Source organism: Saccharothrix australiensis, assembly GCF_003634935.1.
GTDB lineage: Bacteria > Actinomycetota > Actinomycetes > Mycobacteriales > Pseudonocardiaceae > Actinosynnema > Actinosynnema australiense.
Genome location: NZ_RBXO01000001.1, coordinates 1,175,887 through 1,195,442, shown reverse-complemented (window position 1 = coordinate 1,195,442; position 19,556 = coordinate 1,175,887). Strand labels below are relative to the sequence as shown.

General features: G+C 71.0%; 18 protein-coding genes. 3 read left to right on the top strand and 15 right to left on the bottom strand.

Going from position 1 to position 19,556, the window contains the following annotated elements; genetic code table 11:
• Positions 1-89 precede the first annotated feature (89 nt).
• Positions 90-461, top strand: coding sequence for a DUF3224 domain-containing protein (locus C8E97_RS05760; RefSeq protein WP_121002322.1), 372 nt, complete (start codon positions 90-92; stop codon positions 459-461).
• On the top strand, positions 454-1,491 hold the full coding sequence (locus C8E97_RS05755) for a DNA glycosylase AlkZ-like family protein (RefSeq protein ID WP_121002320.1): 1,038 nt from the start codon (positions 454-456) through the stop codon (positions 1,489-1,491). The genes C8E97_RS05760 and C8E97_RS05755 overlap by 8 nt, the downstream gene beginning before the upstream one ends.
• Positions 1,492-1,630: 139 nt before the next feature.
• Here the strand turns inward: C8E97_RS05755 and C8E97_RS05750 are convergent, their stop codons facing one another.
• Genes C8E97_RS05750 through dapE form a run of 3 tightly spaced genes read right to left on the bottom strand, consistent with a single transcriptional unit; the run spans position 1,631 to position 4,027 of the window.
• Positions 1,631-2,185: an LOG family protein gene (locus C8E97_RS05750; protein ID WP_121002318.1), complete on the bottom strand. Its 555-nt coding sequence runs from the start codon at positions 2,183-2,185 to the stop codon at positions 1,631-1,633.
• The gene (locus tag C8E97_RS05745) at positions 2,167-2,937 is read right to left on the bottom strand and encodes an LOG family protein (RefSeq protein WP_121002316.1); all 771 of its coding nucleotides are present in this window, start codon (positions 2,935-2,937) and stop codon (positions 2,167-2,169) included. Before C8E97_RS05745 ends, C8E97_RS05750 begins: the two co-directional genes overlap by 19 nt.
• Positions 2,938-2,959: 22 nt before the next feature.
• A complete protein-coding gene (gene dapE, locus C8E97_RS05740; RefSeq protein WP_121010870.1) occupies positions 2,960-4,027 on the bottom strand; it encodes a succinyl-diaminopimelate desuccinylase in 1,068 nt (355 codons plus the stop codon).
• 25 nt (positions 4,028-4,052) lie between these two features.
• Here dapE and dapD point away from each other — a divergent pair, with 25 nt between their 5' ends.
• Positions 4,053-5,069, top strand: a complete 1,017-nt coding sequence (gene dapD / locus C8E97_RS05735) for a 2,3,4,5-tetrahydropyridine-2,6-dicarboxylate N-succinyltransferase (protein WP_246018692.1) — start codon at positions 4,053-4,055, stop codon at positions 5,067-5,069.
• A gap of 93 nt (positions 5,070-5,162) precedes the next feature.
• On the opposite strand, the gene dapC is transcribed toward dapD, so the two are convergent.
• From dapC to typA, 12 genes are all read right to left on the bottom strand, one after another.
• A complete protein-coding gene (dapC, locus tag C8E97_RS05730) occupies positions 5,163-6,245 on the bottom strand; it encodes a succinyldiaminopimelate transaminase (RefSeq protein WP_121002314.1) in 1,083 nt (360 codons plus the stop codon).
• Positions 6,242-6,568, bottom strand: coding sequence for a ferredoxin (gene fdxA / locus C8E97_RS05725; RefSeq protein WP_033430540.1), 327 nt, complete (start codon positions 6,566-6,568; stop codon positions 6,242-6,244). The genes dapC and fdxA overlap by 4 nt, the downstream gene beginning before the upstream one ends.
• A gap of 558 nt (positions 6,569-7,126) precedes the next feature.
• Positions 7,127-7,861, bottom strand: coding sequence for a hypothetical protein (locus C8E97_RS05720; RefSeq protein WP_121002312.1), 735 nt, complete (start codon positions 7,859-7,861; stop codon positions 7,127-7,129).
• On the bottom strand, positions 7,845-8,234 hold the full coding sequence (locus tag C8E97_RS05715) for a hypothetical protein (protein ID WP_121002310.1): 390 nt from the start codon (positions 8,232-8,234) through the stop codon (positions 7,845-7,847). The genes C8E97_RS05720 and C8E97_RS05715 overlap by 17 nt, the downstream gene beginning before the upstream one ends.
• On the bottom strand, positions 8,231-9,061 hold the full coding sequence (gene mshB, locus C8E97_RS05710; RefSeq protein ID WP_121002308.1) for an N-acetyl-1-D-myo-inositol-2-amino-2-deoxy-alpha-D-glucopyranoside deacetylase: 831 nt from the start codon (positions 9,059-9,061) through the stop codon (positions 8,231-8,233). Before mshB ends, C8E97_RS05715 begins: the two co-directional genes overlap by 4 nt.
• Before the next feature lie 72 nt (positions 9,062-9,133).
• Entirely contained in the window at positions 9,134-10,192 is a 1,059-nt protein-coding gene (locus C8E97_RS05705; protein WP_121002306.1) for an ABC transporter ATP-binding protein, read from the bottom strand.
• Positions 10,189-11,367, bottom strand: a complete 1,179-nt coding sequence (locus tag C8E97_RS05700; protein ID WP_121002303.1) for an ABC transporter ATP-binding protein — start codon at positions 11,365-11,367, stop codon at positions 10,189-10,191. The genes C8E97_RS05705 and C8E97_RS05700 overlap by 4 nt, the downstream gene beginning before the upstream one ends.
• A complete protein-coding gene (locus C8E97_RS05695; RefSeq protein WP_121002301.1) occupies positions 11,364-12,317 on the bottom strand; it encodes an ABC transporter permease in 954 nt (317 codons plus the stop codon). Before C8E97_RS05695 ends, C8E97_RS05700 begins: the two co-directional genes overlap by 4 nt.
• A complete protein-coding gene (locus C8E97_RS05690; protein WP_121002299.1) occupies positions 12,310-13,308 on the bottom strand; it encodes an ABC transporter permease in 999 nt (332 codons plus the stop codon). Before C8E97_RS05690 ends, C8E97_RS05695 begins: the two co-directional genes overlap by 8 nt.
• A 145-nt stretch (positions 13,309-13,453) precedes the next feature.
• Positions 13,454-15,283: an ABC transporter family substrate-binding protein gene (locus C8E97_RS05685; RefSeq protein WP_121010867.1), complete on the bottom strand. Its 1,830-nt coding sequence runs from the start codon at positions 15,281-15,283 to the stop codon at positions 13,454-13,456.
• A 301-nt stretch (positions 15,284-15,584) separates the two neighbouring features.
• Complete coding sequence (locus C8E97_RS05680; protein ID WP_121010864.1) at positions 15,585-17,282, bottom strand: ABC transporter family substrate-binding protein; 1,698 nt, start codon at positions 17,280-17,282, stop codon at positions 15,585-15,587.
• 202 nt (positions 17,283-17,484) lie between these two features.
• A complete protein-coding gene (typA, locus tag C8E97_RS05675) occupies positions 17,485-19,386 on the bottom strand; it encodes a translational GTPase TypA (protein WP_121002297.1) in 1,902 nt (633 codons plus the stop codon).
• Positions 19,387-19,556: the final 170 nt, after the last annotated feature.

Genomic DNA, 19,556 nt, shown 5'->3' with positions numbered 1-19,556 from the left:
CCTGTCGCGGCGGGGTCGGACGCGGTTTGCAGCGGGAGATCCCGCATAGCTGACAGCGGGTGGCAGGAATCCTTGTCAGGATCGGCGGCATGGAATCGCAGTCTCCGTTCACCATCACCGACTGGGACGAGCAGCCCGCGGACGAGGCCGTCTCGCGGATCGGTCGCGTTCGGGTCGACAAGAGCTACACCGGGGCGCTCGCCGGCACCAGCACGGCCGAGTTGCTCACCTGCCGGCCGGACGAGGGTTCGGCCGGGTACGTGGCCGTCGAGGAGTTCCGGGGCACGCTGGACGGCCGGACGGGCACGTTCGTGTTCCAGCACGGCGCCACCATGTCGCCCGCCGGTCCGGCCTACTACGGCGCGATCGTCCCCGGCTCGGGCACCGGTGAGCTGGTCGGCATCACCGGCACCGTCAAGCTGGAGCACGAGCTGATCACCCTGGACTACCGCGTTGACTGACCGCGAGCGGGTCATCGCCTACCGGGTCGCGGCCCACCAGTTCGACCGGACCGCCACCGGGCCGTCCGCGCTGCGCGTGTTCGACCTGGGCGTGCAGGACTCGGAGCGGTCCGCGCTGCCCGCCCTCGCGGCGCGGCTGGAAACACCCGACCTGGCGGATTCCGTGCTCACCTGGTCCGTGCGCGGCGCGCCGCACTGGCACCGCCCCGGCGCGCTGCCCGGCCTGGCGGCGGCGCTGTGGCCGCTGAGCGACGCCGACGCCGTCACCCGGATGAACCGCCCGCCGGTCACCGCCGGGCTGGCGGTGCTCCGGCAGGTGGTCGAGGCACTGCGCGCGGTCGTGGACCGGCCGATGACCAAGGGCGAGGCGTCGGCCGCGATCACGCCGCTGGTGCCGCCCGAGGTGACCGGCTGGTGCCGGCGCTGCGCCGCGACCCACGTGCACGACCCGGTGTTCCGGCTCGCCGTGCTGCCCGCCGGGCTGCGGTTCGACCCGACGGCGCGGACGGTGACGTTCGTGCCGGTCGCGGGCAGCCGGACACCGGACCGCACCACCGGCTTCGCCGGCCTGGTCGCCGACTACCTCCGCCTGCACGGCCCGGCCGGACCGTCCGAGGTGGCCGACTTCGTCGGCGCGCCGGTCCGCGAGGTCAAGGCGGCGTGGCCGGACGACCTGGTCGAGGTCGCGCCGAGGGCGTGGCTGCCCGCCGACCGCGCGACGGCGTTCGAGAACCCGCCACGCCCCGACGTGGCCCGCCTCCTACCACCACTGGACCCGTACCTGAGCGCCCGCGACCGCGCCCTGCTGGTCCCCGACGAGGGGCGCCGGAAGGAGGTCTGGCGCGTGCTGGGCCGCCCCGGCGCGATCATGGTGGACGGCGAGGTCCTGGGCACGTGGCGAGCCAGGGCGACGGGCAACCGCCTGGACATCACCCTGTCCCCCTTCGCCCCCCTGGACCTCGACCGCTTCGAGGACGAGGCGACCCGCCTGGCGACGGCACGCGGCCTGGACCGCGCCCGCCTCACCTGACCACACGCGCCACCAGTGCACACACCTCACCCGAGCGTGTCATCCTCGGTGGCCGGCCCGTCCGGCGAGGGCGCTTTTCAAGCTTTGACCCAAATCCCGCTCCGCGCCGACGCGCGAGCAGCCGACGCACCGCACCCGACTACCCCCCGGCACAAGCGTCCAACGCCGTCCGCACGTCACCCGTCACCACCAGCGAATCCAACGCGAACCGCGACACGAACCCCCGCCCGTGCAGCTCCCGCAGCCACTCCAGCAACCCCCGGTAGTGGTCGTCCACGTCCAGCAGCACCACGGGCTTCGCGTGCAGCGCCAGCACGCGCGCCGTCCACACCTCGAACAGCTCCTCGCACGTGCCGATGCCGCCCGGCAGCGCCAGGAACGCGTCCGCCTGCGCCTCCATCACGGCCTTGCGGTCCCGCATGGTGTCCACCAGCCGCAGGTCGTCGGCCTTCCGGTCGGCCCACTCCACGTCGACCAGCGCACGCGGGATGACGCCCGTCGTGTGCGCGCCGCCCTCGCGCGCCGCGGTCGCCAGCGCGCCCATCATGGACGTCCGGCCACCACCCCACGCCAGCGACCAGCCGCGGCGCGCGATCTCCGCGCCCACCTCCGCCGCCAGCTCCAGGTAGGACTCCGGCACGGTCCGCAGCGATCCGCAGTAGACGGTGACGGTGGTCAATGCGAGTCCGCCCACGCCTGGTGCGCCTCGTTGACCACCCGCACGGCGTCGTCGATGTCGTCGGTCAGGTGCAGCAGCGCCAGGTCCTTGTCGCCGACCTTGCCACCGCCCAGCACCGAGCCCTTCACCCAGTCGTACAGGCCCTGCCAGTAGTCGCGGCCGAACAGCACCACCGGGAACTTGGTGACCTTCTTGGTCTGCACGAGGGTCAGCGCCTCGAACAGCTCGTCCAGGGTGCCGAACCCGCCGGGCAGGCAGATGAACGCCTGCGAGTACTTGATGAACATGGTCTTGCGCACGAAGAAGTAGCGGAAGTTCACCCCGAGGTCGACCCACGGGTTCAGGCCCTGCTCGAACGGCAGTTCGATACCCAGCCCGATCGAGAACCCGCCCGCCTCGGAGCAGCCCCGGTTGACCGCCTCCATCGCGCCCGGACCGCCGCCGGTGATGACGGCGAACCCGGCCTCGGCCAGCGCGCCGCCCAGCTTGCGGCCCGCCTCGTACTCGGGGTGGTCGCGGCCGGTGCGCGCGGAGCCGAACACCGTCACCGCGCTCGGCACCTCGGCCAGCGCGCCGAAGCCCTCCACGAACTCGGCCTGGATGCGCAGCACCCGCCAGGGGTCGGTGTGCACCCAGTCGCTCGGGCCGCGCGAGTCCAGCAGCCGCTGGTCCGTGGTGGTCAGCTCGTCCCGCCGACCGCGGCGCAGGACGACCGGGCCGCGCTGCTTCTCCCTCGGGTGCTCGTCCACGCCGTTCTGGTCGCTCATTGGCGCGAGTCTATCCCCGCGATCAGTCGCGGTTGAGGAAGCGGCGCAACACTTCCCGGCATCGTCGGATCTGGTTCACCGGCACGTTCTCCTGGCGGGTGTGGGCGAGCGTCGGGTCGCCGGGGCCGAAGTTCACGGCCGGCATCCCGAGCGCCGCGAACCGCGCCACGTCGGTCCACCCGAGCTTGGCCACCGGTGTGCCGCCGGCCGCCGCGACCAGCTCCCGCGCGGCCTCGGAGCCCAGGCCGGGCAGCGCGCCCGCCGCGCGGTCGGTGACGGTGACCCGGTAGCCCTCGAACACCTCGCGCAGGTGCTGCTCGGCCTGCTCGGGCGAGCGGTCCGGCGCGAACCGGTGGTTGACCGTCAGGACGCACTCGTCGGGTACGACGTTGCCCGCCACGCCGCCCTCGACCTTCACCGCCTGGAGGCCCTCCCGGTAGACGCAGCCGTCGATGTCGACGTGGCGCGGCTGGTAGGACTCCAGCCGGCGCAGCGCCTCGCCGACGGCGTGGATCGCGTTCACGCCCATCCAGCCGCGGGCGGTGTGCGCGCGGACGCCCTCGGTGCGGACCTCGATCCGCATCGTGCCCTGGCAGCCCGCCTCGATCGCGGCGTTCGACGGCTCGCAGACGATCGCCAGGTCCCCGTCCAGCCAGTCCCGCAGCTCCCGCTCGACGCGCCCCAGCCCGTTGCGCGCCGCCTCGACCTCCTCGCAGTCGTAGAACACGAAGGTGAGGTCGTGGCGCGGGCGCTCGGTGGTGGCGGCGAGGTTGAGCATCACCGCGTCGCCGCCCTTCATGTCGCACGTGCCGAGGCCGTGCAGGACGCCGTCCTCCAACCGGGACGGCAGGTTGTCGTTCACCGGCACGGTGTCCAGGTGGCCGGCGAGCACCACCCGCTTCGGCAGTCCGAGGTTGGTGCGGGCGAGCACGGCGTTCCCGGAGCGCACCACCTCCAGCGACGTCTGGGTGCGCAGCGAGCGTTCGACCAGGTCGGCGAGTTCACCCTCCTCACCGGACACGCTGGGCACGTCCACCAGCGCGGCGGTCAGCTCGACGGGATCAGCGGCGAGGTGCAAGATGTCGGCCACGCCCGGCACGTTACCGTTGACACCCGTGAGCACCCCAGACAGGACGAGCGCAGACACGACAGGCGCGGGCACCACCGGGTCGCACGCCACCGGCGCGCACGGCGTCGGACTCGCCACCGTCACCTCCACCGGCACCGTGCTGGACACGTGGTTCCCGGCGCCGAAGCTGGGTGCCGCCGAGCCCGGCACCGCCCGGCTGTCCGCCACCGAGGTGGCCGCCGAGCTGGGCGAGGCCGCCGCCAAGCAGCTCGGCGTCGACGAGGACCGCGACGTGGAGGTCGTGGGCGTGCGCGTGGGCATCGCCGACCTGGCCGACGCGCCCGCCGACACCTACGACGTGTACCTGCGCCTGCACCTGCTGTCGGCGCGCCTGGTGCGCCCACACGGCCAGAGCCTCGACGGGATCTTCGGCCTGCTGGCGAACGTCGTGTGGACCAACCACGGCCCGTGCGCGGTGGAGGACTTCGAGACCACCCGCGTCAAGCTGCGCGCCCGCGGCCCGGTGGCCGTGTACGGCGTCGACAAGTTCCCGCGCATGGTCGACTACGTGGTCCCGACCGGCGTGCGCATCGCCGACGCCGACCGCGTCCGGCTGGGCGCGCACCTGGCGCCCGGCACGACCGTCATGCACGAGGGCTTCGTCAACTTCAACGCGGGCACGCTGGGCGCGTCGATGGTCGAGGGCCGCATCTCCGCGGGCGTCGTGGTCGGCGACGGCTCGGACATCGGCGGGGGCGCGTCGGTGATGGGCACCCTGTCCGGTGGCGGCAAGCAGGTCATCTCCATCGGCGAGCGCTGCCTGATCGGCGCGAACGGCGGCGTGGGCATCTCCCTCGGCGACGACACGGTGGTGGAGGCGGGCCTCTACATCACGGCCGGCACCAAGATCACCGCCGAGGACGGGACCGTGGTGAAGGCCGCCACCCTGTCGGGCGTGCCGAACCTGCTGTTCCTCCGCGACTCGACCACCGGTGTGATCAAGGTCAAGGCGCGCAAGGGCACGGGCGTCGAGCTGAACGCGGCTCTGCACTCGAACGACTGACACCGCCGGGGGCGCTCACCCGAGCGCCCCCGCAGCGGTGACGTTCCCACAGGCCAACGCGGCTGCCACGCCGTGAGGAGCGGAGCGCCCGCCTCAGGCCAGGCGTTCCGCCGCGGCGGCGACCCGCTCGTCGGTCGCGGTCAGGGCGATGCGGACGTGGCGGTCGCCGGTGGGCCCGTAGAACGTGCCGGGCGCGGCCAGGATGCCGCGTTCCGCCAGCCACGCCACCGTGTCCCAGGCCGGCTCGTCCCGCGTGGACCAGAGGTACAGCCCGGCCTCCGAGTGGTCGACCGCGAACCCCGCCGCCCGCAGCGCGGGCAGCAGCACCGCGCGCCGACGCCGGTACCGCTCGCGCTGCTCGGCCACGTGCGCGTCGTCGTCCAGCGCCGCCGTCATGGCCGCCTGCACCGGCCGGGGCACGATCATCCCGGCGTGCTTGCGCACCTCCAGCAGCGCCGCGACCAGGCGCGGGTCGCCCGTGACGAACCCGGCCCGGTAGCCGGCGAGGCTGGACGACTTGGACAGCGAGTGCACCGCGAGCAGCCCGTCCCGCACACCACCGCTGACGTCCTCCCGCAGCACGGACACCGGCTGCGCGTCCCACGGCAGCGCCAGGTAGCACTCGTCGGAGGCGACCGTCGCGCCCACCGCGCGGGCATCCGCCACGGCCCGCGCCAACGCCGCCGCGCCCTGCACCCGCCCGGTCGGGTTGGACGGCGAGTTCAGCCACACCAGCCGGGTGCCCTCGGGCGGCGGCTCGCCGTCGGCCAGCCGCACCACCGACGCGCCCGCGAGCTTCGCACCCACCTCGTAGGTCGGGTAGGCCAGCGCGGGGATCGCCACCACGTCGCCCGGACCGAGGCCCAGCAGCGTGGGCAACCAGGCGACCAGCTCCTTGGAGCCGATCGTCGGCAGCACCGCGGCCGGCTCGACACCGGTCACGCCGTGCCGGCGCGCCAGCGCACCGACCACCGCCGCCCGCAGCTCCCGCGTGCCGTGGGTGGTCGGGTAGCCGGGCACGTCCGCGACGGAGGACAGGGCGCGCCGGATGACCTCCGGGACGGCGTCCACCGGCGTGCCGACGGACAGGTCGACCACGCCGCCGGGGTGCGTGCGCGCCTTGGCGGCGTGGTCGGCCAGTGAGTCCCAGGGGAAGTCCGGGAGCCGCTTGGTCACTCGTGCGACGCCTGCGGCGGGAGAGCCTTCACGAACGCCGGGTCCGCGCTGACCTTGCCCACCTTCGAGGCCCCGCCGGGGGAGCCCAGCTCGTCGAAGAAGTCCACGTTCGCCTTCGTGTACTCCTTCCACTCGTCCGGGACGTCGTCCTCGTAGTAGATGGCCTCGACGGGGCACACCGGCTCGCAAGCACCACAGTCGACGCACTCATCCGGGTGGATGTAGAGCATCCGGTCGCCTTCGTAGATGCAGTCGACGGGGCACTCTTCGATGCACGCCTTGTCGAGCACGTCCACGCACGGCTGGGCGATCACATAGGTCACTGCGCTCTCCTGCTTCTGTTCTGGTCCACACCGCGCAAGCCGGAGAGTACGCGGCGAAGTCGATTGTCCAACGCTCAGGCTTGCCTTATCAGCACCGTGGTTCACCTCACAGGACACCCTCGGCGGCGCGGGCGACCATGCGGGTGCGGATCGGGTCACCGAATCGGAGCAACGCCGCGCGGACGCCTGGCCGGCGCTCGTGGGCGAGCCGCTCGGCGAGTGGCGCCCGCGACGGCACCGGGCGCCCGAACAGCGCCCTGACCACGGACGACCCCGACCCGAGGCACTGCGCGCGGTGAGGACCTCGCGGCCCGGCACCCCATCGAGCCTACCGCGCAGGTGGACGTGGGATGACGCTCCGAGACCGGCGGCCGGATGCCTTCGCCACCCCGAAGGCCGAGGAAGTGGGCCTGTCGACCGTCCCGACGTCCGCATGGCCGGCCGCCTGCCGGTCAGGGCGGCGGGTGGACAGAGTTGATCTTCGGGCGTCGCGGTCAAGGGGTGTCGCTGTTCGCTCTTGTTGGTGGGGACGTCGTGAGTTCCCGTAGCGGTTGTCGGTCAGGGACGTGGTTGCCGGGCGAACCACTCGTAGGCGGCTTTGCGGACGCGGCGCAGGGCCGAGCGCTCGCCGAAGTAGTCGCCGACGACACCGACCACCGGCAGCATCCCCAGCGCCTGGTGGTAGAACCGGCCCTGCGGGCGCTTGTCCAGCTCGTCCTCCAGCGCCCAGAGCACCTTCGCGAGCTTCCACACCGTCCGCCCGATGGACCGGATGGTCGACCGCTTGCCCAGCTCCGACGTCAGCTCCTCGGTGGCCCGGTCCTCGCCGGCCGGGTCGATCGGCAGGCCGTCCACCTCCCGCTGGAACAGCACGTGGGCCAGCAGGCGCACCCGGTCCTCGGTGGAGGTGAACCCGTGCTCCCCCGCGATCGCCGACAGCAGCAGCCCCTGCCCCGCCGTGCCGAGGGCCGACTGGATGGGCAGGCGGTCCGCCAGCGCACCGCCCACGCCCGGCAGCGCCGCCAGCAGCGACACCAGCCGCCCGACCCGGTTGAGCCACCACTGGTCGCGCTGCGCGACGTCCATCGCGGCCCAGCCGGCGGTGCCGGGCACCTTCACCCTCGCCAGCCGGTCCCACAGCCTGTCCAGCCGGGCGCGGTCCGCACCGGTCTCCGCCGCGCGGTCCCGCAGGCCGAGCACGTTGGCGTCCCGCAACGTGTCCAGCAACGGGCCCGTCGCGCGCACGAACGGTCGCAGCGCGCGCACCACGTCGCGGTCACTGATCGCCGACACCGGCCTGCCTCCCCACGAACGCGCCCACCGCGACGGCGCTCGGGAGCGCGCCCCCGGCGAGCAGCAGCAGCGAGCGCCAGTCGTCGGGCAGCACCACGTCGCCGCCCGGACCGAGCACGGCGAACAGCAGCAGCGTCCCGAGCCACACCAGCAGCGGCGCGGCGGCGGTCAGGGTGCGCCGGGCGTACCGGGACGCGCCGACCACCAGCAGCGGCGTGGTGAGGGTCGCGACCAGGACCGTGACCGGGAACGGGTAGTCGTCGAGCAGGGGTAGCGTCGTGCCGTCCAGGCGCAGCGGCAGGAAGAACAGCTCCAGCACCGCGAGCACGAACGCCTGGACCATCAGCGCCCCGATCGCCAACCGCTCCCTCAATCCAGCCCCCCGAACAGGTCGGTACCGGCGCCCTCGGCGGAGCCGCGCGCCAGCACGTAGTGCTCGGCGGGCACGAGGGGCTGCGCGATCCCGTTGGACAGCGCGTACGCCACGCCGTCCTGCCACACGCTGACCTGCGTGGCGTGCGCCCGCAGCGCCCGCACCTTGGCCACCAGGTGCTCCGACACGTCGATGGTGGTCGTGATGTCGGCGTCGTCCGTCACGGGCAGCTCGCCGGGCTCGGGCAGCCGCCACGGCAGGTCCTCGTGCGCGGCCAGCGCCGCCACGCCCGCCTCGGTCGCGGACCGCGACGTGACGGCGAAGAACACGCGGTCGACCTCGCCCGCCGCCGCCATCGTGATCTCGTGCGCCCGGATGTGGTCCGGGTGGCCGTAGCCGCCGAAGGCGTCGTAGGTGACCACCACCTGGGGCTTCACCGAGGTGATGATGGCGGACAGGTCGGCCACCTGCTCGTCGAACGGGCCGCGCACGAACGCGCGCGGGTGGTCGTTGGCCGCCACCCCGGCCATCCCGGAGTCGCGCCACCGGCCGATGCCGCCCAGGAAGCGGTGGTCGGTCACGCCGAGCGCGGCGCAGGCGGATCGCAGCTCGGCCACGCGGTAGCCGCCCAGTTGGTCGGCCGCGTCGGCGGTCAGCTCGCGCAGCGCGGGCGGGATGATCTCGCCCTCCTCGCCGAGGGTGCAGGTGACCACGGTGACGTGCACGCCGCTCGCCGCGTAGCGGGCGATCGTGCCGCCCGTCCACAGGCTCTCGTCGTCAGGGTGTGCGTGTACCAGCAGCAACCGTGGTGGAGCAGTCAGCGTCACCGGATCAGCGTAGAGACAGGGTCCGACAACGGCTGTCGGGGCCACCGGAAACCGGTGGCCCCGACCCGGCCGTCAGCCGACCAGCAGCGGCTTGACCTCGGCGAAGTGGCACGCCGAGAGCGTGCCCTCGCCGTCGCCGCGGCGTTCCAGCTTGGGCTCCTCGACGGCGCAGATGTCCTGCGCCTTCCAGCAGCGGGTGCGGAAGCGGCAGCCCGAGGGCGGGTTCACCGGCGACGGCACGTCACCGGTGAGCACGATCCGCTGGCGCTGCCGCTCCAGCTTGGGGTTGGGCACCGGCACGGCCGACAGCAGGGCCTGCGTGTACGGGTGCATCGGCCGGGCGTAGATGTCCTCGCGCTCACCGATCTCGATGATCTTGCCGAGGTACATGACGGCGACCCGGTCCGAGATGTGCCGGACGACCGACAGGTCGTGCGCCACGAACAGGTACGCCAGGCCCAGCCGCTCCTGCAACTCCTCCAGCAGGTTCACGACGCCGGCCTGCACCGACACGTCCAGCGCGGACACCGGCTCGTCCAGCACGACGAGCTTGGGGTTCAGCGCCAGCGCGCGGGCGATGCCGATGCGCTGCCGCTGGCCGCCGGAGAACTCGTGGGCGTAGCGGTTGCGGTGCTCCGGGTTCAGCCCGACGAGCTCCATCAGCTCGTTGACCCGGCTCTGGACGTCCTCGCCGCGCTCCACCCCGTGGATCTTGAACGGCTCCGAGATCAGCTCGTTGATCTGCCAGCGCGGGTTCAGCGACGCGTACGGGTCCTGGAACACGATCTGCATGTTCCGCCGCACGTCCCGGAGTTCCTTGCCGCGCAGCGAGGTCAGCTCGCGGCCCTGGAACTTGACCGAGCCGGACGTCGGCTTGTGCAGCTGGAGGATGGCGCGCCCGGTGGTGGACTTGCCGCAGCCGGACTCGCCGACCAGGCCCAGCGTCTCGCCCGGCAGGAGGTCGAACGTCACGCCGGACACGGCCTGCACCTGCCCGACGGTGCGCGGGATGATCCCGCCGCCGCGCACCGGGAAGGACTTGACGAGGTCCCGGACCTCCAGCAGCGGCGCCGCGCCGCCGCCCGACGAGGCGCCACCCGCCTGCGGGTTCACGTCAGTTGTGGTGGTCATGAGGTCGAGCTCTCCTCTTCGTGCAGCCGCGCCTCCACGTCCTCGAGGTCCTCGGCCACGGGGATGTCCGGGTCGGCCATCGTCAGCGCCGCGGGGTTCTCCACCACGCCGATCTCCTCGTGCGCGAACAGCTTCTGCGGCTGCTCGATGGTGGCCAGGTACCCGGACCGGTGGCAGCGCGCGAAGTGGCCGTGCCGGTCGGTCTCCAGCAGCGCGGGTTCGGTCTCCCGGCACTCGTCGATCGCCAGCGGGCACCGCGGTGAGAACGAGCAGCCCTTCGGCAGGTTCATCAGCGAGGGCGGCGCGCCCTTGATCGGCGTGAGCCGCTTGCCCAGCAGCTGCGGGTTCGGGATGGACCCGAGCAGGCCGACCGTGTACGGCATCCGCTGCGCTTCGAAGACCTCGTCCACGGCGCCCTGCTCGACGACCGTGCCGCCGTACATGACCTGGACGCGGTCCACCATGCCCGCCACGACGCCGAGGTCGTGGGTGATGATCATGATGCCCGCGCTCGTCTCGTCCCGGATGCGCAGCAGCGTGTCCAGGATCTGCGCCTGCACGGTCACGTCGAGCGCCGTGGTGGGCTCGTCGGCGACGATCACGTCCGGGTCGTTGATGATCGCCATCGCGATCATCGCCCGCTGCCGCATGCCGCCGGAGAACTCGTGCGGGTACTGCGACGCGCGGCGGTCCGGCTGCGGGATGCCCACCAGCTCCAGCGCCTCGACGGCCTTGGCCCACGCGGCCTTCTTCGACACGTCGTGGTGCGCCAGGTACGCCTCGGCCAGCTGCCAGCCCACCGTGTAGACGGGGTTCAGCGACGTCATCGGGTCCTGGAAGATCATCGCGATGCCGTTGCCGCGCACCGGCTGCATCTGCTTGTAGGTCAGGCCGACCAGCTCGCGGTCCTTGAACTTGATCGACCCGCCGATCCGCGCGGTCTTGGGCAGCAGGCCCATGATCGCCATCGACGAGACCGACTTGCCGGAGCCGGACTCGCCGACGATGCCCAGCACCTCGCCCGCGCCGAGCGTGAACGACACGTCGCGCACGGCGTGCACCACGCCGTCCTCGGTCGGGAAGTCCACCGACAGGTTCTCGACCTTGAGCAGCTTCTCGCCGCGGCGGGAGCCGGTCGCCGACTCGGGCTCGTTCATCACGTCCAACTCACTCATGCCTTCACCCTCTTCTGGCGCGGGTCGAAGGCGTCCCGGAGACCGTCACCGATGAAGTTGACCGACAGCGAGATCAGCACGATGAACAGGAACGGCATGAAGAACAGCCACGGGTGCAGCGTCAACTCGTTCTTGTTCAGGCTGATCATGAGGCCCAGCGACGTGTCCGGGCTCTGCACGCCGAGGCCGATGAACGACAGCGCGGCCTCCAGCAGCACCGCTTGGGCGATGGCCAGCGTCGCGTTGACGATGATCACGTCCACGGTGTTGGGCAGGATGTGCCGGAACACGATCCGGGTGGTGGACGCGCCCAGCGCGCGGGCGGCCTCCACGAACTCCTTCTCCCGCAGCGACAGCACCATGCCGCGGATGACGCGGGCGATGGACAGCCACATGATCAGGCCCAGGTACAGGGCCACGATCAGCCAGTTGCTGCCGCCGCCACCGGCCACCGACGCCACGAAGCTGTTGCGCACCAGCACGGCCGCGATGACCAGGCTGGGGATCACCAGGATCAGGTCGATGAACCGGCTGATGACCGCGTCGACCCAGCCCCGTTTGTAGCCCGCGAGCGCGCCGAGGACGACGCCGATGATCGTGGACAGCACCGCGACGAAGATCGCGATCTGGAGCGAGAACTGCGTGCCGCGGATGATCTGCGCCACCATGTCGAACCCGAGCCGGTCGGTGCCGAACGGGTGGTCGGCGCTCGGCGGGAGGTACCGGCGCGTGGTCTCGGTGTAGGGGTGCTTCCAGAGCAGCCCGCCGAAGAACGCGAACAGCACCAGCAGCGCGAACAGCACCAGGCCGACCAGCGCCGCCTTGTGCCGCGTGAACCGCCGCAGGATGACCTGCCACTGCTTGCGCGCGGCGGTGCTGTCGAACTGGCTGCCCTCGCCACCGGAGGTCGGCGCGGCGGGCGCGGCCACGGGGGAACCGATCTCAGTCAAGGCGAATCCTCGGGTCCAGGATCGCGTACAGCACGTCCGCAATCAGGTTGAACACGATGATGAACACGGCCGTCACCATCATGAAGCCGAGCACCTCGTAGGGTTCGAGCTTCGTGATCGCATCGACGAGGAACTTGCCCATGCCGGACCAGCCGAACACCGTTTCCGTGATCACCGCGCCACCGAAGTTCGCGCCGATGTTGAGCGAGGACACCGTGATGATCGGGATGAGCGCGTTGCGGAACGCGTGCTTGAAGATCGCCCGCGCCTGGGAGATGCCCTTCGCCTGTGCCGTGCGCACGTAGTCCGCGTTCAGCGTGTCGAGCATCGACGCGCGCTGGAAACGGCTGTACAGCGCGAACTGGATCGCGACCAGGCAAATGGTCGGCAGCACGTACGCGCCGGTGTACTGGAACACCTGGTTGCCGAGGCTGCCGCTGAACCCGGCGCCCGGCGGTCCCGCGGTGATGATCCACCGGTCCGCCCCGAGCGATTCCAGCCAGTTGTTCAGCTCGATGCCACCGGCCTTCAGCACGAGCGCGATGCAGAACAGCGGCATCGAGAACATGGTGAACGATATGCCGGTCGCTATGTAGTCGAAGATCGAGTATTGTCGCACCGCGCCGATGACACCGACCGCGATGCCGAGCACGAGTGCGATGACCTCGGCGCCCAGGATCAGCCGGAGCGTCACGCTGAACGCGTTGAGCACGTTCTCCTTGACGGGCTTGCCCGAGTTGCCGGGCACGACGGACTCGCCCCAGTCGCCGGTCACGAAGTCACCGGCCCAGTCGACGTAGCGCTCCAGGAACGGCTTGTTGTAGCCGGTCCGCTCGTAGGCAGCGCTGATCTCCGCCGGGGTCCTCGGCTTCTGGAGCTTCCACTCGCCCAGGGGATCACCCATGGCGTTGACGAGCCCGAAGCAGAGGAACGACGCGACGATCAACAGCGGAATCGAGATCAACAACCGCCGGATTATGTAACGGAACATGACAAGTCTCTAGTCTCCCTAGGCGCCCCCGCCGCAAGCGGGCCAGCCTACCTGACGCGGACGCCGCCCGGGGGGCCGGTGCTCGTGGCACCCGGCCCCCCGGTCGGATTCAATCAGTTGGCGTCGGAGCTGGTGGCAGCTCGACTTACTTCTTGATCTGCCAGGCGTACAGGTTCCACGTCACGCCGCCACCCACACCGATGTAGGAAATCGGGGAGATGTCCGCCGTGGAAGCGGCGAAGTCGGCGAGCTGGAACAGCGGAACGCTGTGCATGTCGTCGCGCATCTGCTTGTCGATCTCGTTCATCGCCTCGATGCGCTTCTGGAAGTCGAGCATGCGGTTCGCGGCCTGCCACTTCTCGGTCACCACGGCCGAGTCGTACAGGTTGTAGTTGCCCGTGCCGCCCTTTTCCTTCTGGGCGTAGTTGCCGTACGAACCGGCCTTCACCGGCTGACCGACCCACGCGAACAGCGCCGCGTCGAACTCCGACGCCGGGAGGCGCTTGTCGTTGAAGTCGGCGGCCTGGTCGTCGATGATCTCGATGCCGGCCTGGCGGCACTTGTCCTGCAGGATGCGGACGGTGTCGGCGCGCCGCTGGACGATCTTGTGGCCCAGCTTGAAGGACGCGCGGAACTCACCCTTGGTGTAGATGCCGTCGCCACCCTGCTTCCAGCCGGCGTCCTCGAGGGTCTTCTTGGCCGCGGCCACGTCGCCCTTGCCGGTGTCGCTGTAGTGGTCCTCGTAGCCGACCTCGTTCGGCATGAACATGAAGTTGCCGAGCGGCTTGGCGTTGGGGTCGACGTCCTTGATCAGCTTCTCGACCAGGTCCTCGCGGTCGAAGCACTGGGCGATCGCCACGCGCAGCTCCTTGTTCTGCTTGAACAGGGGGCGGCTCATGTTGAAGTCGACGTGCTCGAAGGTCTGGCCACCGGCCGCGAACACCTTGAACGAGCTGTCGCCGCGGAGCTGCTGCGCCACCGCCGGGTCGGCCTGCGGCGCGATGACGACGGCTTCCTTGTTCTGGAGCTGCTGGGCCGCCGACTGCGCGTCCGTGTTGGTCTTGAGGATGACCTTCGACGCGGCGGGCTTCTCGCCCCACCACTTCGGGTTGCGGACGAGGACCGTCTGGTCCTTCAGGTCCGTCGACTCGATCAGGTACGGGCCACCGGACAGGGCGACCGACGGGTCGAAGCCCAGCCAGCCCTTGGTGAAGAACTCGGCGACCTTCTTGACCGTCTCGTCGTTCTGGTCCGGCGTCACCTTGGTGATGTCGGCGACGCCCGTCTTCTCCTCCAGGATGTGCGCCGGCAGGATGCCGTCGCTACCGATGTAGGAGAACAGCGAGCGGTAGTCCGCGAACGCCTGGTCCTTGAAGAACGTGGTCTTGATCGTCTTGTCGTCGTCCGAGCACTCGAGCTTCTCGATGTTCTCGTAGCCCGTCGGGGACGTGTCGAAGATGCCGGCCTCGGAGCCGTCGTCGCCCTTGATGGTCGCCTTGCTGGCGCCGGCGAGCCACTTGAGGTGGAAGTCGTCGCAGTCGATCGGCTTGCCGTCCGACCAGACCGCGGCCTTGTTGACCTTCCACTCGATCGTCTGCGGTTCGGTGGAGGTGACCTTGATCGACTCCATCAGGTCGCCGTCGACCTTGATGACGACCTTGCCGTCCGGCGAGAGGTCCGCGATGTAGGGCGAGGGCGACACCTGGGAGAGCGCGATGACGCTGGAGAAGTTGTTCGTCGCGCCGATGTAGTTGTTGTAGTTGTGGAAGCCCTCTTCCACGACGACCGAGATCTCGCCGATGTCGTCCACCTTCGGACGCTTCAACAGCTCGTCCTGGCCGCCGATCTTGCCGGGGTCGGCGTTCTGCTGACCCCCCTGGTCGCTCCCGCTGGTGCCGCCACCACCGCACGCACTCAGCAAGAGTGCCGCGCCGGTCAGCAGCGCGAGCGCCGAGACAGCTTTTGATCTCCTCATCGACACGTGCCCTCCTAGCACCGGGCCGGAGTGAGGCGTTTGCCACAACTCCACCCATAACCGTGATGTGCCAAACGCGCCCCGAACCGACACACCGTTGCAGCACGATAAGAACCTGCCGCAAGCAGGGTCACTCCCCCAAGGCCGATCGTGACCAAAGGGTGACACGCCGGTAGCAGCAAGCTACTCCGTCGTTACCGCGCGGGAGGATCGTTAACCGGACACCTGGAATACTGTCAATATTGCACAGCGCACGCACTTCGACACGCGGCGAACCAAGGCCAATGCGGCGCGCCGGCGGTCAGCGGCCTTCCCTGCGCCAGGTGGACGCACCGCTGAGCGGACCCGCGAAGGGGGCGCCCGCGGTCACGTTCTGGGCCTGCGGCAGGACCACCAGCAGGTCCGCTACCTGGAACAACGGCATCGCGACCGCCTGTTGCCAGAGCACCGGCTCGACGCGCGCCAGGGCGTCGGACAGCAGCACGTTCCCGGTCAGCGCGTCCTCGATCGTGGTCTGGACGGACTGATCGCAGAAACCCGACAGATTCGCCGGAATGGGTGTACTGACGTCGCCCAACGAGGCGCGGCAGCCGAATGCGGAAGCGAGCGCCGCGGCGGAATCACCGGTGTCGACGCGCGGCACCACCGCAATGTCGACCACCTCGACGTCGGTTGTCGCCGTGCCGGAGAGATCACGTCCGAACAACTGATTCGGCGGCGTTGTAAGGACCCGTCCGGCGATTCCGGACAATGACAGTTGACGCTGGACCTGGTGCGCGACGGTCACATACGGCTCGACGCCGTCGGGTGCGGCGATGGTGAGCGACAGTTGTTTACCGTCCCGCGCCCAGCCGCCGTTCTGCGGCGTGTAGCCGGCCTCGGTCAGCAGTTGGGCGACCGGCGTCGGGTTGGGCTGGAACGTCGGCTGGTAACCGGCCTTGGTGGGCGGCACGACCTGGGCGTCGGCCCTGAGCTCGGCGGCGGGCCCCTTGCGGGTGCCGGCGGCGATCAGCTCGTCCCGGTCGAGCGCGTTCAGCACCGCCTGGCGCACCCGGACGTCGGTCATCTGGGGCGCGGCGGGCCTGGCCAGCACCTGCACCACCTCGGCGCGGGGGACGACGGCCGTTGTCAGGGGCGTTGTCCGGGCGAGGTCGTCGATGCCTTTCAACGACTTCTCGTCGGCGCGGACGAGCGCGGCCTGGTCGTCTCCGGTCTTGAGCGCGTCCAGCGTGGCGGACTGGCTCGCCCGGCGCAGCACCACCCGGTCGAGCGCGGCCGGCTGCTCCCAGAACCGGTCGTTGCGCTCCAGGATGATCTCGCCGCGCGGCTGGTCGAGCGTGCGGACGGCGAACGGGCCCGCGGTCGCCGGGAAGCTGTCGGTCAGCGCGGCGGCCCACCCGCCGGGCGCGTCCTTGAGCAGGTGGGCGGGCAGCAGGTTGGTGAACAGGCTGCGCCAGCCGGGGTAGGGGTGGCGGAAGACGACCTCGACGACCTTGCCGCCCTCGCGGGAGGTGATGTCGGAGACCAGCCGGTAGCCCGCCGGGTCGACCACGCCCGGCTCGGCGCGCATCCGCTCCCACAGGTAGACGAAGTCCTCGGCGGCGATCGGCGCGCCGTCGGACCAGGAGGCGTCCCGCCGGATCGTGTAGGTGACGGTGTACGGCTCGGCCTTCGTGACCTCGGCGCCGACCAGCAGGTCGAGGTCGACGCGCGGGCTGCCGTCGGCGTCGGCCCGGAACGTGCTGGGCAGCAGCAGCGACGCGAGCGCCGTGGTGACCGTCGACTGCCCGGCCATCGTGTGGGGGTTGTAGCTGCCCTTGACGTCGTCCACCCCGACGACGACCTCGTTCAGCTTCTCCTTCGGCACGACGGTCATGCCCGGCGTGGACGGCACCAGCGGGGGCGGCGGTGTGACCGAGCACGCCGACACCGCGGCGAGCAGCGCGACCAGCACCACCAGAACACCCGGGCGCGTGCGGGCCCCCCCAGACCGAGTCATGGTCACGAGGGTGCCAGACAGGGAGGGCGGTTGACCGAGGACCCCGATTTTCACCTTGGTAGGACGGCCTCGGGCGCGTCCCGGTTGGCCGATGTGGGCGGTCGCACCCCCGGACCTGCACCTCGTCAAGGGGGTGCGTCGCGGGCCGGCACGCGGACGCGCCCGCCGGCAGGGGTGCCGGCGGGCGCGTTCACGCAGGTCGTCAGCCCCGCAGCTTGGCGCGGTTGCGCTCCCGGCCGCGCTGGTTGGCGTCCAGGGTGACCTTGCGGACCCGGACCACCTCCGGCGCGACCTCGACGCACTCGTCGGCGGCGCAGAACTCCAGCGCCTCCTCCAGCGACAGCTTGCGCGGGCGGGCCAGCGTCTCCATCACGTCCGCGGTGGAGGTGCGCATGTTCGTGAGCTTCTTCTCGCGGCAGACGTTGACGTCGAGGTCCTCGGCGCGCGGGTTCTCGCCGACGACCATGCCCTCGTAGGCGTCCGCGCCCGGCTCCACGAAGAACGTGCCGCGGTCGGCGAGCTGGATCATCGCGTACGCGGTGATGGAGCCCGAGCGGTCGGCGACCAGCGACCCGTTGTGCCGGGTGCGGATCTCGCCCGCCCACGGGCCGTAGCCCTCGGACACGGCGTTGGCGATGCCGGTGCCGCGGGTCTCGGTGAGGAACTCGGTGCGGAACCCGATGAGGCCGCGCGACGGCACCACGTAGTCCAGCTTGATCCGGCCGGTGCCGTGGCCGGACATGTTCTCCATCCGGCCCTTGCGGTTGGCCAGCAGCTGGGTGATCGCGCCCAGGTGCTCCTCGGGCGCGTCGATCGTCAGCCGCTCGAACGGCTCGTGCAGCTTGCCGTCGACCGTCTTGGTCACCACCTGCGGCTTGCCGACGGTCAGCTCGAAGCCCTCGCGGCGCATCTGCTCGACCAGGATGGCCAGCGCCAGCTCGCCGCGGCCCTGCACCTCCCAGGTGTCGGGGCGCTCGGTGGGCAGGACGCGCACCGACACGTTGCCGACCAGCTCCGAGTCGAGGCGGGCCTTCACCAGGCGCGCGGTGAGCTTGGTGCCGCCGCCGCGACCGGCCAGCGGCGAGGTGTTCACGCCGATGGTCATCGAGATCGCGGGCTCGTCCACGGTGATCCGGGGCAGCGGCTCCGGGTTGTCCACGTCGGCCAGCGTGTCGCCGATGGTGATCTCCGGGATGCCGGCGATCGCGACCAGGTCGCCCGCCCGCGCCTCCTCGGCCGGCACGCGCTCCAGCGCCTCGGTGATCAGCAGCTCGGTGATGCGCACCTTGTGCACCGAGCCGTCCTCGCGGCACCACGACACCGTCTCGCCCTTGCGGATGCGACCGGCCTCGATGCGGCACAGCGCGATGCGGCCCAGGAACGCCGACGCGTCCAGGTTCGTCACCAGCGCGCGCAGCGGGGCGTCCGCGTCGCCGGTCGGCGCGGGGATGTGGTTGAGCAGCACGTCGAACAGCGAGTCCAGGTTCTCCTCGTCCGGCAGGCCGCCGTCGGCGGGCTGGGTGAGGCTCGCCCGGCCGGCCCGCGCCGAGGCGTAGACGACCGGCAGGTCGAGCACGGAGTCGTCCGCGCCGACCTCGGTCGCCAGGTCGAGCAGCAGGTCGTGCGCCTCGTCGACGACCTCGGAGATCCGTGCGTCGGGGCGGTCGACCTTGTTCACCACCAGGATCACCGGCAGGCCGGCGGCCAGCGTCTTGCGCAGCACGAACCGGGTCTGCGGCAGCGGCCCCTCCGAGGCGTCGACCAGCAGGACCACGCCGTCGACCATCGACAGGCCGCGCTCGACCTCGCCGCCGAAGTCGGCGTGGCCCGGAGTGTCGACGACGTTGATGGTGACCACGCCGTCGGCGGTGTGCCTGCGCACGGCCGTGTTCTTGGCGAGGATCGTGATCCCCTTCTCGCGCTCCAGCTCGCCGGAGTCCATCACCCGGTCGACGAGCTCGGCGCGTTCTGAGAAGGCCCCGGACTGGCGGAGCATGGCGTCGACCAGGGTGGTCTTGCCGTGGTCAACGTGCGCGACGATCGCGACGTTGCGCAGGTCGTTGCGGACCAGCGTTTCCTTGATCGACGCGGTGGCCGTGGGCACGCGGAACTCCTAGAGCTGTCTGTCGAGGATGGGCAGGCGCCAGGACGTGGGGAATGCGCGAGCCGTTGAACAGCCTACCCGCACCGCTGCCATTACCACACAGGCACGCAGCGTGAGGTCAGCCTCACCCGGTCCGGGGACACCCGGTCGATCGGGAGGCGCCACGTGGG

What these genes read in the sequence shown, in the direction of transcription:
- C8E97_RS05760 (WP_121002322.1), top strand. Translation starts at nt 90, where the DNA reads ATGGAATCGCAGTCTCCGTTCACCATCACCGACTGGGACGAGCAGCCC.
- C8E97_RS05745 (WP_121002316.1), bottom strand. Translation starts at nt 2,937, where the DNA reads ATGAGCGACCAGAACGGCGTGGACGAGCACCCGAGGGAGAAGCAGCGC.
- C8E97_RS05705 (WP_121002306.1), bottom strand. Translation starts at nt 10,192, where the DNA reads ATGACCACCACAACTGACGTGAACCCGCAGGCGGGTGGCGCCTCGTCG.
- C8E97_RS05700 (WP_121002303.1), bottom strand. Translation starts at nt 11,367, where the DNA reads ATGAGTGAGTTGGACGTGATGAACGAGCCCGAGTCGGCGACCGGCTCC.
- C8E97_RS05690 (WP_121002299.1), bottom strand. Translation starts at nt 13,308, where the DNA reads ATGTTCCGTTACATAATCCGGCGGTTGTTGATCTCGATTCCGCTGTTG.
- C8E97_RS05685 (WP_121010867.1), bottom strand. Translation starts at nt 15,283, where the DNA reads ATGAGGAGATCAAAAGCTGTCTCGGCGCTCGCGCTGCTGACCGGCGCG.
- C8E97_RS05680 (WP_121010864.1), bottom strand. Translation starts at nt 17,282, where the DNA reads ATGACTCGGTCTGGGGGGGCCCGCACGCGCCCGGGTGTTCTGGTGGTG.